General features: G+C 73.7%; 10 protein-coding genes, 1 tRNA gene and 1 pseudogene. 5 read left to right on the plus strand and 7 right to left on the minus strand.

Annotated features, from left to right (window positions below; genetic code table 11):
• Positions 1–11: 11 nt before the first annotated feature.
• Positions 12–2,606 (minus strand): MFS transporter, encoded by a 2,595-nt coding sequence (locus tag ACZ6JT_RS05815; protein ID WP_469207541.1) that lies wholly within the window; start codon positions 2,604–2,606, stop codon positions 12–14.
• 268 nt (positions 2,607–2,874) lie between these two features.
• Positions 2,875–4,590 carry a methionine--tRNA ligase gene (metG, locus tag ACZ6JT_RS05820; RefSeq protein WP_469207543.1) on the minus strand — a complete coding sequence of 572 codons (1,716 nt, stop codon included), beginning with the start codon at positions 4,588–4,590 and terminating at the stop codon, positions 2,875–2,877.
• Positions 4,591–5,038: 448 nt separating this feature from the next.
• Here metG and ACZ6JT_RS05825 point away from each other — a divergent pair, with 448 nt between their 5' ends.
• Together ACZ6JT_RS05825 and ACZ6JT_RS05830 are read left to right on the plus strand one after the other, a co-directional pair.
• Entirely contained in the window at positions 5,039–5,587 is a 549-nt protein-coding gene (locus tag ACZ6JT_RS05825; RefSeq protein WP_469207545.1) for a sigma factor-like helix-turn-helix DNA-binding protein, read from the plus strand.
• An 824-nt stretch (positions 5,588–6,411) separates the two neighbouring features.
• Positions 6,412–7,131: pseudogene (locus ACZ6JT_RS05830) on the plus strand (IclR family transcriptional regulator domain-containing protein); the annotation flags it as partial.
• A gap of 377 nt (positions 7,132–7,508) precedes the next feature.
• Here ACZ6JT_RS05830 and ACZ6JT_RS05835 read toward each other — a convergent pair.
• Positions 7,509–7,593 (minus strand) — tRNA-Leu (locus ACZ6JT_RS05835).
• A gap of 268 nt (positions 7,594–7,861) precedes the next feature.
• Here ACZ6JT_RS05835 and ACZ6JT_RS05840 point away from each other — a divergent pair.
• On the plus strand, positions 7,862–9,028 hold the full coding sequence (locus tag ACZ6JT_RS05840; protein ID WP_388473381.1) for a low temperature requirement protein A: 1,167 nt from the start codon (positions 7,862–7,864) through the stop codon (positions 9,026–9,028).
• Here the strand turns inward: ACZ6JT_RS05840 and ACZ6JT_RS05845 are convergent.
• Positions 9,015–9,956, minus strand: a complete 942-nt coding sequence (locus ACZ6JT_RS05845; protein ID WP_030720623.1) for a beta-ketoacyl-ACP synthase III — start codon at positions 9,954–9,956, stop codon at positions 9,015–9,017. The genes ACZ6JT_RS05840 and ACZ6JT_RS05845 overlap by 14 nt on opposite strands.
• A 209-nt stretch (positions 9,957–10,165) precedes the next feature.
• On the opposite strand from ACZ6JT_RS05845, the gene fdhD reads away from it, so the two are divergent.
• Positions 10,166–10,993 (plus strand): formate dehydrogenase accessory sulfurtransferase FdhD, encoded by an 828-nt coding sequence (fdhD, locus tag ACZ6JT_RS05850; RefSeq protein ID WP_030720626.1) that lies wholly within the window; start codon positions 10,166–10,168, stop codon positions 10,991–10,993.
• On the opposite strand, the gene ACZ6JT_RS05855 is transcribed toward fdhD, so the two are convergent.
• The 3 genes from ACZ6JT_RS05855 to ACZ6JT_RS05865 all read right to left on the minus strand — a co-directional run bounded on the left by ACZ6JT_RS05855 (position 10,983) and on the right by ACZ6JT_RS05865 (position 13,767).
• Positions 10,983–11,420, minus strand: a complete 438-nt coding sequence (locus ACZ6JT_RS05855) for a (2Fe-2S) ferredoxin domain-containing protein (protein ID WP_469207548.1) — start codon at positions 11,418–11,420, stop codon at positions 10,983–10,985. The genes fdhD and ACZ6JT_RS05855 overlap by 11 nt on opposite strands.
• A gap of 9 nt (positions 11,421–11,429) precedes the next feature.
• Positions 11,430–12,470, minus strand: coding sequence for a bile acid:sodium symporter family protein (locus ACZ6JT_RS05860; protein ID WP_469207551.1), 1,041 nt, complete (start codon positions 12,468–12,470; stop codon positions 11,430–11,432).
• A 151-nt stretch (positions 12,471–12,621) separates the two neighbouring features.
• Entirely contained in the window at positions 12,622–13,767 is a 1,146-nt protein-coding gene (locus tag ACZ6JT_RS05865; protein ID WP_469207553.1) for an oxidoreductase, read from the minus strand.
• A gap of 147 nt (positions 13,768–13,914) precedes the next feature.
• Between ACZ6JT_RS05865 and ACZ6JT_RS05870 the strand changes: the two genes are divergently transcribed.
• Positions 13,915–14,766, plus strand: a complete 852-nt coding sequence (locus ACZ6JT_RS05870) for a LysR substrate-binding domain-containing protein (RefSeq protein WP_469207555.1) — start codon at positions 13,915–13,917, stop codon at positions 14,764–14,766.
• Positions 14,767–14,782 lie beyond the last annotated feature (16 nt).

The raw sequence follows: 14,782 nt of genomic DNA on the forward strand, positions 1-14,782 counted from the left end.
CCGGCGCAGCCCTAGGGGGTGTCCCGCCGCGGGGGTGTGGTTCGGATCGACAGGGCGGTCGGCAGGGCCACGAGGAGGAGGCCGCCGACCGCGCACCACAGGGTGGTGGTGTAGGAGTCCAGCAGCCGGGCGAACAGGTCGGTGTCGTCCGAGACCCCGTCGAAGTGGCTCAGCAGGACGGTGCCGAGCACGGCCCCGCCGATCGACTGCCCCAGATGGTGGGCCGCGCCGAGGGCCGCCGAGGCCCCGCCGGCGTGCCGCGGGGTCACCCCGGCGGTCGCGAGGGAGTAGAGCGGGACGAGGGTCAGGCCCAGACCCGCGCCCGTGAGCAGCAGGCCGGGCAGCACCCCGACCACGTAGGTGGTGGCGCCCCCCACACCGGCCAGCAGGCCCAGCCCGAGGGCGGTGAGCAGCAGGCCGGGCAGGATCAGGGCGCGCGGTGCCACGCGGGGCAGCAGGCGGGCGGAGACCTGGGTGGCGGTCACCAGGGCGGCGGCGAGCAGGGGCAGGTGGGCCGTCCCGGACGCGGCCGGTCCCTCGCCGCGGATCTGCTGGGCGAAGAAACCCAGGGCGGGGAGGAGGGCGACCGTGGCGGCGCCGGTGAACAGGAGGGCCAGGAGGGAGCCGAGGCGGCTGCGGTCGGCGAGGAGGTTCGGCGGGAGCAGCGGGCCGGACGCCGTGGTCTCCCACCACAGGAAGGCGGCGAGCAGCGCGACGCCGCCCACGAGCGGCAACAGGGTCAGGGGGAGGGCCCAGCCGGCCGTCCCGGCCTCGACGAGGCCGTAGGTCAGCGCGGCGAGTCCCGCCGATCCGAGGAGCACCCCGGGTCCGTCGAACCGGGCACCGGTACGGCCCCGACCGTCCGGCAGCAGGGTGAGCGCGCCGATCAGGGCGAGCACGGCGAGCGGGATGACCGACCACAGGGCCCAGCGCCACGCCAGGGTCTCGGCGAGCCATCCGCCCGTGAACACGCCGAGCGCGCTGCCGCCCGCGGCGAGCGCGGCGTAGATCCCGAAGGCCCGGCCGCGTTCGCGGGGGTCGGTGAAACCGGTGGCCACCAGGGACAGGGCCGCCGGGACGAGCAGGGCGGCGCAGGCGCCCTCCAGGGCGCGGGAGGTGATCAGCAGCCCGGCGCCGTCGGCCGTGCCGCCGAGCGCGGCGGCCACCGCGAAGCCGATCAGGCCGGTCACCAGCATCCGCCGGGCCCCGAGCAGGTCGGCGAGGTGCCCGCCGAGCAGCAGCAGTCCGCCGAGGGCGACCGAGTAGGCGGTGAAGGCCGGGCCGATGCCGTCGCCGCTGATGCCGAAATCGGAGTGCGCCCGCGGGGCCAGCAGGTTGAACTGGGCCGCTGCGACGAGCACGAGCAGCTGCGTCAGGGCGAGGACCGCTAGGCCCCACCACCGCCTCGGGTGCGGGGGCGCGAAGGCGGGCGGGTCGCCGGGGGCGGGGCCCGGGGGCGGGCCGAAGCCGTCCGCGGGGCCGAAGTGGCCGGGCGGCGTGGGGGCGTACGCGGGCGGTGTCCCGTACGAGGAGGCCTCCTGCCGGGACTGCGCCGGTACGAGGCGGGGGTCCGGCGCCCCGGCGGGCGTGCCCCCGGCCGGAGCCTCGCCGCCGACTCCGGGTCCGCCGCCGACTCCGGGTCCGCCTCCGAGCCCGGCTCCGCCTCCGCCTCCGGCCCCGGCTCCGGCTCCGGCTCCGGGAGGCGACACCGGGGCGTAGTCCAGCAGCTGGGCGGCGTGGCGCCCCAGTTGGGCCAGTACCTTGCCCGGGAGCCATTCCCCGGGTGCGTCCGCCGCCGTACGCGCCGCCACCTCGTCGGGGGTGGGCCGCCGGGCCGGGTCCTTGTGCAGGCACGCGCCGACGAGGCCGACCAGCGACTCCGGCACGCCGGTCAGGTCGGCCTCCTCCTCGGCGATCCGGAAGAGATGGGCGTTCAGACCGGTGTCCCTGGCGCCGAAGAGCATGCGCCCCGTGGCGGCGTACACGAGGACCGCGCCGAGGCAGAAGACGTCGCTGGCGGGGGTCAGTTCGAGTCCGCGCACCTGTTCCGGGGACATGAACCCCGGCGAGCCGATCAGCATGCCGGTACGGGTGTGCAGGCTGTCCCCGGTCAGGCTGTCCATGGCCCGCGCGATGCCGAAGTCGATGACGCGGGGCCCGTCGACGGTGACGAGCACGTTGGACGGCTTGAGGTCGCGGTGGATCAGGCCCGCGTCGTGCACGGCCCGCAGCGCGAGCGCGAGCCGGTTGGCGAGGGTCCGTACGGAGTCCTCGGGCAGCGGACCGAACTGCCGGGCGACCACGGTCTGCAGGTCGGGCCCCGGGATGTACTGGGTCGCCACCCAGGGCACGGCGGCCTCGGTGTCGGCGTCGAGCACCGCCGCCGTCCAGCTGTCGCCCACCCGGCGCGCGGCGGCCACCTCACGGGCGAACCGTCTGCGGAATTCAGGGTTCCCGGCGAACTCCGCCTGGACCACCTTCACGGCGACGGTACGGCCGCCCTCGGAGCGGCCCAGGTAGACCAGGCCCATGCCGCCCGCGCCCAGCCGGGCGATCAGGCGGTACGGTCCGATACGGGTGGGGTCTTCGGCGATCAGCTGATCCACGGACGGAAGGCTAGTGCAGCTGTCCCCTATGCGAGGGCTGTCAGGCGAAATGCCCTCCCGACCGCTCGTTCCACACGGTCGGCCGCCCGTCCGACGGCCCGATCCGGAAGGAGCCCGTCACGTCGCGGGAGCCGCGCGGCCCCCGCCGGGTCCGCGCACCCAGGTGGACACTTCACGGTGGGGTTTCCCTGCCGTGGCCGCCCGGCGGGCACGCGTGAGGGGCGCGACCCCGAAAGGTCGCGCCCCTCACGTGGTGGTCATGCGCGGCTCAGGCCTCCGGGGAACCGCCGAAGCGCTCGCGGTAGGACTCCAGGTCCTCCTCGGTGACCCGCGCGAAGAGCACCGGCGGCACGGTGAACGGCGTACCGGCCGGGACCGCGTCCAGTGCCCTGGCCTGCTCGGGGGTGATCCACGTGGCCGTGTCGTCGGCGAGGTCGAAGGAGGAGCGCATGGCGCGCGCCGAGGCCGGGATGAAGGGCTCGGAGACCACCGAGTAGAGGTGGATGAGGTTCATCGCGGTGCGCAGGGTGAGCGCCGCGCCGTCGAGGTCGGTCTTGACCTCCAGCCAGGGGGCCTTCTCGTCGAGGTAGGCGTTGCCGGCCGACCACAGGGCGCGCAGCGCGGCCGCGGCCTTGCGGTACTGGAGGGAGTCCATGTGGCCCTCGTACTCGGCCAGCAGCTCGGCGATCTGCTCGCCCAGCTTGGCCTCGGCCTCGCCGGCGGGGCTGCCGGCGGGGACGTCGTCGCCGAACTTCTTCCGGGAGAAGGTCAGTACGCGGTTCACGAAGTTGCCGAGGGTGCCGCCGAGGTCCTTGTTGACCGTGGCGGCGAAGTGCTCCCAGGTGAACGACGAGTCGTCGGACTCGGGCGCGTTCGCGATGAGGAAGTAGCGCCAGAAGTCGGCCGGGAGGGTCTCGAGCGCCTGGTCGGTGAAGACACCGCGCTTCTGCGAGGTGGAGAACTTGCCGCCGTAGTACGTCAGCCAGTTGAAGGCCTTGACGTAGTCGACCTTCTTCCACGGCTCGCGGGTGGCCAGTTCGGTGGCGGGGAACATCACCGTGTGGAACGGGACGTTGTCCTTGGCCATGAACTGGGTGTAGCGGACGTCCTCGGCCTCGTACCACCACGACTTGTAGTCGCGGTTCGCCGGGTCCAGGTCCGACCACTCCTTGGTGGACCCGATGTACTCGATCGGGGCGTCGAACCAGACGTAGAAGACCTTGCCCTCGGCGGCCAGCTCGGGCCACGTATCGGCCGGGACCGGGACGCCCCAGTCGAGGTCACGGGTGATGGCGCGGTCGTGCAGGCCCTCGGTCAGCCACTTGCGGGCGATGGAGGAGGCGAGCTGCGGCCACTCCTCCTCGTGCTCGGAGACCCAGGCCTCGACCTCGTGCTGGAGCTTGGACTGCAGGAGGAAGAGGTGCTTGGTCTCGCGGACCTCCAGCTCGGTGGAGCCGGAGATGGCCGAGCGGGGCTCGATCAGGTCCGTGGGGTCCAGGACGCGGGTGCAGTTCTCGCACTGGTCGCCGCGGGCCTTGTCGTAGCCGCAGTGCGGGCAGGTGCCCTCGACGTAGCGGTCGGGCAGGAAGCGGCCGTCGACCGGCGAGTAGACCTGCCGGATCGCGCGCTCCTCGATGAAGCCGTTCTCCTGGAGCCTGCGCGCGAAGTGCTGGGTGATCTCGCGGTTCTGCGCGGAGGAGCTGCGGCCGAAGTAGTCGAAGGACAGCTCGAAGCCGTCGTAGACCGCCTTCTGGGCGTCGTGGGCCTGCGCGCAGAACTCGGCGACCGAGATGCCGGCCTCCTTGGCGGCGAGCTCGGCGGGGGTGCCGTGCTCGTCGGTGGCGCAGATGTAGAGGACGTCGTGGCCGCGCTGGCGGAGGTACCGGGAGTACACATCCGCCGGAAGCATCGACCCGACCATGTTGCCCAGGTGCTTGATCCCGTTGATGTACGGAAGCGCGCTGGTGATCAGGTGTCGAGCCATCCTCGGATGCTCCATTTCCTATGTGCGGTACCACGTGACGTGACGGACTGTGAGTGCGGTTCATCGTATCGAACCGCCGAAAGGCCACGCGCCGCATTTGTTCATGGGTGGACGTAACGCAAAAGCGAGGGCAGTGACCTCTCCGTCACGGCCCTCGCGATCGGGCCCATGGTACAGGCGGCCCGTCGGCCACCGGACCGGTGGTCGGGCGGCACCGGCAGCGGGCATATGCATACGTGCTGGCTGAAGCCCCGTGCGATCGACATCGATCACAAGTCGATCATCGCCGACGCAATGCTTCCAGGTTTCTTCTCTGCGCCCTCCGAGTGCGCCCGCGCTGCTTTCCTGTTCTGCGCACAGGGGATGAGGTGGAGCGGTGAACGATGGCGGACCGGAGGAGTCCGGTGGGGCCGTGGGACTACCGAGCCGGCGTCGGCGGCCGACTCCCATGAGCCAGTGGCACCCGACGGCGCGCCTGTCGTACTGGGCCTTCCACGCCAACCGGCGGCCCGCGTACATGCGCTTCGCGTACCTGCACCTGGGGTCCGACGCGGCGGCGGAGGAGGCCGTGGACGCCACCTTCGATTCGATCATGGGCCAATGGCTCCGGATGCTCCACATGGACCGTCTCGACGCCTACGCGTGGACCGTGCTCAAGCACTGCCTGGTCGAGCGGCAGGGCCGGCGTCACCCCTGGCAGCCGCAGCCCGAGCCGATGGACATCAGCGCCTTCGAGGCCGCCCTCAAGGAGGCCCACGCCGACCAGTACGAGGTGCTGACCGACACCATCCGCTTCTACTCCGCCGTCTCCCGGCTCGCCGAGCGCCAGCGCGACGCCGTACTCCTGAGGTACGGGCTCCAGTGCACCCCCGGTGAGGCCGCGGCCGTGATGGGCGTCGACGAGGCCACGGTCCGCTCCTACCTCGGCCAGGCCCACCGGCGGCTCGCGCGCCTGCTCGACACGTCCGCCGAATCAGCCGAATCCGCCGGCTCATGAAGCGGTACGAACCCCAGGAGCGGCGGGACGGCGACGGAACCCCCCGCTCGCTCGCCGAGTTCCTCGCCCGGGCCGGCGTGCGCGACCGCTACCGGTACTACGACCTCGGCGCCGCCGAGGCCCGGCTGCTGCGGGCGACACCGCACGGGCCGGTCCCCGGGCACCGGGCCCGGCGCCGGTCCGCCTACGGCTGGAGCGACCCGGCCCGCGACTGCCCGCTCGACGCCGAACGGGCCCGGCGCGACCTCAAGGCCGTCTGCCTGGCCTCGGTGTGCGCGCCGGGGGCCGGGGCGCACCTCGACCACTTCGGCGCCGGTGGGCGCACCGACCTGGCCGGCGCCGTCGTCTTCGGCTGCCTGCTCCACCTCGCCGGGCTGCGCGAGGGGTCCCGCTTCTGGTGGCAGTTCGCGGCCGGTTCCGGGAGCCCGCCGACCGCCGCCGCCGCGTACTGCCTCTTCCTCGACCACTCCCGGCGCGGTGAACACCACGACGCCCGGCACTGGGCGCGCGAGCTGGGCCGCCGCGGCTTCCGGCCGGGCGGCCGGCGGGACCTCCGGGAGGTCCGGCTGTGCGCGCAGGCGGCCGTGCTGCGCTACGTCGACCAGTTCGAGGACCCCGACCTGGGCCCGGTGCCGCTGCCGCGGCCCGGGCTGTCCGGGGTGCTGGCCGCCTTCCTGGCGCCGCCCGTCTCGGTGGCGGCGACGGCGCCGGCCACCGTCCCCGCACCGGAGGCCACGGTCCGGCCGGCCACCGGACCGCTGCGCCACCCGGCGCTGACGGCGGCGGCCCGCGGGACCGTCGTCCAGGGCGGGACGGGCGAGGCCCTGGCGGAGGCCCGCCGCGCCCTGGCCGTCGTACGCGTCCTGGAACAGCACCCGCTCGGGGTGCGGGCCGCCCAGCTGGGCCGGGAGTCGGGCCTCGCCGAGGGGGAGCTGCGCCCCATCCTGTCGATGCTGTGCGAGGAGGAATACGCGTACCGCCCGGGCGCGGGGGTGTACGCGCGCGGGCCCGCCCTGGACCGGCTCGCCGCCCCGGGCGGCCACGGCCTGGCCGGCCAGCTCCAGCGCACCCTGGCCCTGGCCCGGGACAGCGCGGGCGCCGCGGTGTACCTCGGCCGGTACGCCGGGGGTGAGGTCCGGATCACCCAGATGGCGGACGGGCCCGCGACCCCGCCGGTGCGGGAGTGGGTCGACTTCCGGGCGGCCGCGCACGCCAGCGCGGTCGGCAAGTGCCTGCTGACCCAGCTCGACCACGACCGCCGCGCCGACCACGTGGCCCGGCACCGGACCGCCCGACTCACCCCGCGGACGATCACCGACAGCAGGGTGCTGTTCAGCGCGCTGGACGCGGTCGCTCCGGGCGCGCCCGTCTTCGATCTGCTCGAGTACTCCCCCGGGGTCGTCTGCTCGGCGGTCCCGATCGCCACCGGCGACGCGGCCGGGAGCCTCGCGCTGTCGCTGCCGGCGACCCATGCCCACCGGCTGCCCGAGGCCACCGCGGCCCTGCGCCGCAAGGCCGTCCCGGTCCTCCTGGCCCTGCTCCTGACCGGCGCGATCCCCCCGGAGGCCCCGGCCGCCGCCCCGGCCCCGGCGGACGCCCCCGCCGCGCGGCCCCCGGCTCGGCCCGTGCCGATGAGGGCGCCGGTCACCCCGGAGACCCTCCGCCACCTGCGCCGCCTCTTCCGCACTCCGCTCACCGGAGCCACGGCCACCCCGGGCGGCCCGCACCTGGTCAGCGACACCACGGCCGGGGCGGCCTACCTCTTCGACGCCGCCCCGGCCGGCGACCAGCCCCGCCTGTCCCTGCCCCACACCTTCACATCGGTCACCCCGGGCAGCCTGACGAGCCCGACGGGCCTGGTGGTCCTGGGCACGTGAGGGCAAAAAGAAGAACCCCACACGATGTGTGGGGTTCTTTCTTGTGTCCGAGGGGGGACTTGAACCCCCACGCCCGATAAAGGGCACTAGCACCTCAAGCTAGCGCGTCTGCCATTCCGCCACCCGGACCAGGTGGTCGGCCCCGGTTTCCCGCGGCGACATGGACAACAATAGCAAAGGATCGGCGGGCTTCCGACCACATATCCGCGGGGTGGACGTCCGCCACGCCGGGCTGACCTGCGGGCATGCCCCGACGGGCGTAGCGAGACGTGGTGTCTCGCCGGGGGCGGGCGGGGTGGGTGACGGCGCCGCGGGACTTCCGGATGCCGATACCGGCTGGACAGGAGGGAGGCGGAGCGGTCGGATGGCTGCGCACACATCCGGGGGGGAGCCGCGCATGGAAACCGAGCACCGCGTCAGCACGCTGGAGCTGTTCTTCGACCTCGTCTTCGTCTTCACCATCACGCAGTTGACGGTGCTGCTGGCGGACGACCTGACGCCGCGGGGCGCGGGACAGGTGGTGCTGATCTTCACCGTGCTGTTCTGGATGTACGGGGGCTACGCGCACCTGACGAACCAGGTGCCGCCGGACCGGACCGTCCGGCGGGTCCTGCTCATGCTGGCCATGGGGGCGTTCCTGGTGTGCGCGCTGGCGGTGCCCACCGCCTTCGGCGCCGGCGGGATCGCCTTCGGCCTGGGGTACGTGTTCGTCGTCCTCGTGCACAGCGCCCTCTACACGCAGGCGCACGGCTTCGGGGTGCTGTGGTTCGCGCTCCCCAACCTGCTGTGCGCGCTGTCGGTGCTGGCCGCCGGGTTCTTCGACGGGCCGCCCGCCTGGGGGCTGTGGCTGCTCGCCCTGCTGATCCAGTTCGCCGTGCCGCAGCTGGTGCAGCGGGTGGCGGCGAGCGGGGCGGAGCCCGCCGAGGCCGTGGCCGCGGTGACGACCGTCAGCGACCAGCTCGGCGGCATGAGCTCCGGGCACCTCGTGGAGCGGCACGGGCTGCTGCTGATCATCGTCTTCGGCGAGTCCGTCATCGCGATCGGCATCGGGACCGGCTCGCTGCCGCTGTCCTTGGGGATCGCCGGGGGCGCCTTCCTCGCCCTCGCCGTCGCGTCCGCGCTGTGGTGGATGTACTTCGTGCGCGACGAGGGCCGGGCCGAGGAGGTCTTCGCCGAGACGCCGCCGGAGAACCGTTTCAAGCTGGCGATGCTCGCGTACTACTACGCCTTCCTGCCCATGCTGCTCGGGATCGCCGCCTTCGCGGCCGGCGTCAAGAAGACCATCGGGCACCTGGGCGAGCACCTGCACACCGGGCCGGCGCTCGCCCTCGCGGGCGGGGTCGCCGTCTACCTCGCCGGGGACCTGGCCTTCCGAGCGGTGCTCGGGATCGGCCCGGCCCGGTTCCGGGCGGCGGCGCTGGTGCTCGTCCTGGCGACGGTCCCGGTCGGCACGGGCGCCTCCGGGCTGTGGCAGCTGGTGGCGCTCGTCGTCGTGCTGCTGGGGACGCTGGGAGCCGAGGTGCGCTGGACCCCGGGCTGCACGGCGGCGCCTACGGGCAGCTGATGACCTGGCCCGCGTAGGAGAGGTTGCCGCCGAAGCCGAACAGGAGGACCGGGGCGCCGCTGGGGATCTCGCCGCGCTGGACCAGCTTGGACAGGGCCATCGGGATGCTGGCGGCCGAGGTGTTGCCGGAGTCGACGACGTCGCGGGCGACGACGGCGTTGACGGCGCCGATCTTGGCGGCGAGCGGCTCGATGATCCGCAGGTTCGCCTGGTGCAGGACGACCGCTGCCAGGTCCTCCGGGGTGATCCCGGCCTTCTCGCACACCTTGCGGGCGAGCGGCGGGAGCTGGCTGGTGGTCCAGCGGTAGACGGACTGGCCCTCCTGGGCGAAGACCGGCGGGGAGCCCTCGATGCGGACCGCGTTGCCCATCTCCGGGACCGAACCCCACAGCACCGGGCCGATGCCCGGCTCCTCGCAGGCCTCGACGACGGCCGCGCCGGCGCCGTCGCCGGTGAGCACGCAGGTGGTGCGGTCGTTCCAGTCGGTGATCTCGGTCATCTTGTCGGCGCCGATGACCAGGGCGCGGGTGGCGGAGCCGGCGCGGATGGCGTGGTCGGCGGTGGCCAGGGCGTGGGTGAAGCCCGAGCAGACGACGTTGATGTCCATCACGGCGGGGCCGCCGCCCATGCCCAGCTTGGCGGCCACGCGCGCGGCCATGTTGGGCGAACGGTCGATCGCGGTGGAGGTGGCGACCAGGACGAGGTCGATGTCGTCGGGGGTCAGGCCGGCGCCGGCCAGCGCCTTGCCCGCCGCCTGGTAGGCCAGCTCGTCCACCGGCTCGTCCGGGCCCGCCATGTGGCGGGTGCGGATGCCGACGCGGGACCGGATCCACTCGTCGGTGGTGTCGACCATGGCCGCGAGGTCCTCGTTGGTGAGCACTTTCGCGGGCTGGTAGTGCCCTAGCGCCACCACGCGTGAACCGGTCATGGGCGGGGTCCCCCCTTGTACGGAAGTCAGGATCACCCAGCTTTGCCTGCTACTGGTGGGTACGGGTGCGTGTGACCCGACAGGATTCCGGCCCCGGATTTTGGAGCTTCCCGAGGATCCACCTGCCGGGAGCGTCGCGGGAAGCGGAACCGGGAGAATGAGGTCGTCGGATACCGGCGAGAAAGCAGAGAAGGGGAGGGCAGATCACCATGGGACGGGTCACCGAACGTCGTCGCGTCGTCCGGATCCGGAACGGCGGGGCGGGCGTCCGCCCGGACACGCTGGTGGCCGAGGAGCCGCTGGAGATACGTCTGAACGGCAAGCCGCTCGCCATCACGATGCGTACGCCGGGCGACGACTTCGCGCTGGCCGTGGGCTTCCTGGTCAGCGAGGGAGTGCTCGCGGCCGCCTCCGACGTGCAGGCCGTGACCTACTGCGAGGGGGCCACGGAGGACGGTTCGAACACCTACAACGTGGTCAACGTGCAGCTGGCCGCCGGGGTCCCGGTGCCGGACATCACGCTGGAGCGGAACGTCTACACCACCTCCTCCTGCGGCCTGTGCGGCAAGGCGAGCCTGGACGCGGTCCGTACGGCGACCCGTTTCCCGGGGATCGCCGCCGATCCGGTACGGGTGCCCGCGGAGGTCCTGTGCGAGCTCCCGGACCGGCTGCGCGCGGCCCAGAAGGTCTTCGACCGTACGGGCGGACTGCACGCGGCGGGGCTGTTCACGGCGCGGGGCGAGCTGCTGGACCTGCGGGAGGACGTGGGCCGGCACAACGCGGTCGACAAGATCGTCGGCCGGGCGTTCCAGGCCGGCCGGCTGCCGCTGACGGGCGCGGTCCTGCTGGTGTCGGGCCGGGCCTCCTTCGAGCTCGTGCAGAAGGCCGTGATGGCGGGCGTCCCGGTGCTGGCGGCCGTCTCCGCACCGTCCTCGCTGGCGGTGGACCTGGCGCTGGAGTCGGGGATGACGCTGGTCGGCTTCCTGCGGGGCCCGGACATGAACATCTACGCAGGCGAGGAGCGGATCACCCTCTAGCCTTCCGGCGGCCGCGGCGGGCGGTGCCGGCGGCCGGCTTCGGGGTCGGGGGGTCGATGCGGTGGAGGTCGAGGGTGGCCGGGAGGGGGGTGGTGCCCGGGCCGCCGGACTCGGCCCAGGCGATGATCTCGTCGGTCGCGGTGTCGTCCAGGGCCCAGCCGAACCAGGTCGCGCGGGCGCCGCGGCGGCGGGCTTCGGTGGTGGGCTGCACCACGATGACGTTGGCCTGGGCGCAGGGGCCGAGGCATTCGCTCGTACGGACGGCCAGGCGGCCCCCCGAGGCGGCCGCGGCCTCGCGCAGCCGGGCGAGTTGGCCGGCGTGGTCGGAGCCGGGGTTCTTGCGGGGGTCGCCGCAGCAGCACCCGCGGCAGACCACCAGGGTGCAGGGACGTTCGGCGTGGGCGGCGAGCGGGCGTATCCAGGTCACCACCGCACGTTATCGGGCCTGGCCGGTGGGCTGTTGGGCCACGGACGAGACCTCCGCCACACGGTCGGCGGCGGGTTGCCGCTCCGGGTCCCCGGCGCGGCGACGGGCGATGACAGCGCAGACCATCAGCTGCATCTGGTGGAAGAGCATCAGCGGGAGCACGGCGAGGCCGGCCTGGGCTCCGAACAGCACGCTGGCCATGGGGAGTCCGGCGGCCAGGCTCTTCTTCGACCCGGCGAACTGGATGGCGACGCGGTCCGCGCGGCCGAAGCCGAGGCGGGCCGAGCCGTACCAGGTGACGAGGAGCATGACGGCGAGGAGCACCGCCTCCACCAGCAGCAGGGCGCCGAGGCGCGGCAGGCTGACCCGGTGCCAGATCCCCGCGGTCACGCCCGCGCTGAAGGCGGCGTAGACGACGAGCAGGATCGAGCCGCGGTCGACGTAGCCGAGGACCTGCTTGTGGCGGACGAGGAAGCCGCCGACCCAGCGGCGCAGGGACTGTCCGAGGAGGAAGGGCAGCAGCAGCTGAAGGGTGATCTTGAGGAGCGAGTCGGGGGAGAAGCCGCCCGCGTGGCCGCCGAGCAGACCGGCGGCGAGGAGGGGGGTGAGGACGATGCCGGCCAGGCTGGAGAAGGAGCCGGCGCAGATCGCGGCGGGCACGTTGCCGCGGGCGATCGAGGTGAAGGCTATGGAGGACTGGACGGTCGAGGGGACCAGGCACAGGAAGAGCAGGCCGGCGTAGAGCGGCTGGGTCAGGACGGCGGGGACGAGACCGCGGGCGGCCAGGCCGAGGAGCGGGAAGAGCAGGAAGGTGCAGGCGAGCACGGTGAGGTGCAGCCGCCAGTGGCGCAGCCCGTCGAGGGCCTCGCGGGTGGAGAGCCGGGCGCCGTAGAGGAAGAAGAGCAGGGCCACGGCCGCGGTGGAGGCGCCGTCGGCGATCGGGGCGGCCGCACCGCGGGCGGGGAGCAGGGCGGCGAGGCCGACGGTGCCGAGCAGGGCCAGGACGTACGGGTCCAGGGGGAGCCGGGCGGGGAGGTGCGGGCGGCGCATGTGCGGGGTGCTCACTTGCTGTCGGGGGGAGGTGGCGCCCGGGCGGGCGAGCCCGGGCGCGGTGCTCCCTCCATGGTCGACGGTGGGCGGTGATCGGGAAACCGGTACACCGCACTCACTGTCATCACGTCCCGCGATGGCCGGGCGGGTGTCAGTCCCCTTCGGTCCCCGTGGCGGACGCCGGTGCGGGGGCGGGTGCGTCGGTGGCGGCGGCACCGGCGGTGGCGGCGGCCGTGGCGATCAGGGCCTGCGCGAGGTTCTCCTTGCGCATCCGCAGGTCGACGTAGAGCAGGGCGTTCACCAGCGAGGGGAAGGCGTACTGGAAGAGGGAGCTGAGCACGCCGCCGACCAGGACGGCGACCGCGTACACGATGAGCCCGACGATGATCTTCTGCGGATCCGCGTTGCCCTCGCTGCCCTCCGCCATGGCGGGGAACAGCGAGGCCATGCCGACGAAGCCGAACGGCAACTGGATGGCGTAGCCGATGGCTCCGGCCACGAGGGACCCGACCAGCGAGATGCCGAACACGCGCCACCATCCGCCGCTGACCAGCGCGGAGGAGCGCCGCATGGACGCGACGGGGCCGAGCCCCTCGCACACGGCGACGGCGGGCGCGAGGCTGAACCGGGTCATGAGCCAGAACGCGACGGGCATGTAGAGCAGGAAGCCCGGGATCAGCAGGGCGAGGGCGGGCGGCGGACCGGAGCCGTCGGCGGACATCACGATCAGCGGGACGCAGACCGCGCACAGGACGAGGATCGGCCCGCCCACGATCAGCCCCGTCAGCAGCAGGGTGCCGAGCACCGCCGGCATCCGGGACCAGGCGCGGCTCCACATCGCGACGAAGGTCGTGGGCCGGCCGACCACGGCCTCCTGCACCACCGCGGGAGACAGGGCGGCGATCATCGCCGCGCCCAGCGTCACCACGACCAGCAGGAGCACGGCGGCCGGTACGAAGGACAGGAACAGGGCCCCCACGTCTGCGCCGTCGGCGTCCTCGCCCGGCGGGAGGTCGAGGACGGCGGCGAACCGGTCCTGCGTGACGGCGACGGTCACGCCGATCGCGGCGACCATGATCATGACTCCGACGGCCTGCACCGCGAGCATGACGCCGATCAGGGGCTTGGCGTACCGGCGGAAGGCCGTGAAGGCGCCGCTCAGTATCTCGCCCACGGCGAGCGGCTGCAGGGGTATGACGCCGGGCTGGGGCGGCGGCGGGAACGGCGGCGGCCAGCTCCCTCCCCACGCCGGATTCGGCTGTCCCGGGTACGGTCCCGGCCCCGTGTTGTACGACATCAGTTGTCCCCCTCGAAATGAAGGGACACGGTAACCCGCCCCGGTGCGGCCCGCAGCAGCCGCCCCCGGCTCCCGTGGACCGCTCGTGCGCAGGTCAACGGCCACGACGCCGACCGGCGACCGTGGGAACGGCCTAGCATCAACGGTGTGTACGACCCGGTCCAGTTGCGTACGTTCCTCACGGTGGCCCAGACGCTCAGCTTCACGCAGGCGGCGGGGCGGCTCGGCGTGCGGCAGTCCACGGTCAGTCAGCACGTGCGGCGGCTGGAGGAGGCGACGGGACGGCCCCTGTTCGTCCGGGACACGCACAGCGTGGAGCTGACGGAGGACGGCGAGGCGCTGCTCGGCTTCGCGCGGACGATCCTGGAGGCGCACGAGCGGGCGGCGGCCTTCTTCACGGGGACGCGGCTGCGCGGGCGGCTGCGGTTCGGGGCCTCGGAGGACTTCGTGCTGACGCGGCTTCCGGAGATCCTGGAGGGCTTCCGGCACGAGCACCCCGAGGTGGATCTGGAGCTGTCGGTGGAGCTCTCGGGGACGCTGCACGAGCGGCTGGACGCGGGCCGGCTCGATCTGGTGCTGGCGAAGCGGCGGGGCCCGGGTGACGAGCGGGGCCGTCTGGTGTGGCGGGACCGGATGGTGTGGATCGGCGCGGAGGGGCTGCGGGTTGACCCGGAGCGGCCCGTTCCGCTGATCGTCTTCCCGCCGCCGGGCATCACCCGGGCCCGGGCGCTGGACGTGCTGGAACGCGAGGGCCGGGCCTGGCGCATCGCGTGTACGAGCGGCAGCCTGAGCGGTCTGGTCGCGGCGGCCCGGGCCGGGCTGGGCGTGATGGCGCACACCCGAGGGCTGATCCCGCCGGGCCTGGTGCGGATCGGCGGGCTGCCTGAGCTGGGGCCGGTGGAGTTCGCGCTGCTCCGCGGGCCGCGCGCCTCCGCCGCGGCCGAGGCGCTGGCGGCGGCCGTGCTCCGCGGCGCGGACCGGCTCAGCCGCTCCGGCTGACCCGCCCGCGCCGCCG

Source organism: Streptomyces sp. NPDC046308 (assembly GCF_055588065.1).

What these genes read in the sequence shown, in the direction of transcription:
- ACZ6JT_RS05840 (WP_388473381.1), top strand. Translation starts at nt 7,862, where the DNA reads ATGGAAACCGAGCACCGCGTCAGCACGCTGGAGCTGTTCTTCGACCTC.
- metG (WP_469207543.1), bottom strand. Translation starts at nt 4,590, where the DNA reads ATGGCTCGACACCTGATCACCAGCGCGCTTCCGTACATCAACGGGATC.
- ACZ6JT_RS05860 (WP_469207551.1), bottom strand. Translation starts at nt 12,470, where the DNA reads ATGCGCCGCCCGCACCTCCCCGCCCGGCTCCCCCTGGACCCGTACGTC.
- ACZ6JT_RS05865 (WP_469207553.1), bottom strand. Translation starts at nt 13,767, where the DNA reads ATGTCGTACAACACGGGGCCGGGACCGTACCCGGGACAGCCGAATCCG.
- ACZ6JT_RS05845 (WP_030720623.1), bottom strand. Translation starts at nt 9,956, where the DNA reads ATGACCGGTTCACGCGTGGTGGCGCTAGGGCACTACCAGCCCGCGAAA.
- fdhD (WP_030720626.1), top strand. Translation starts at nt 10,166, where the DNA reads ATGGGACGGGTCACCGAACGTCGTCGCGTCGTCCGGATCCGGAACGGC.
- ACZ6JT_RS05825 (WP_469207545.1), top strand. Translation starts at nt 5,039, where the DNA reads ATGAGCCAGTGGCACCCGACGGCGCGCCTGTCGTACTGGGCCTTCCAC.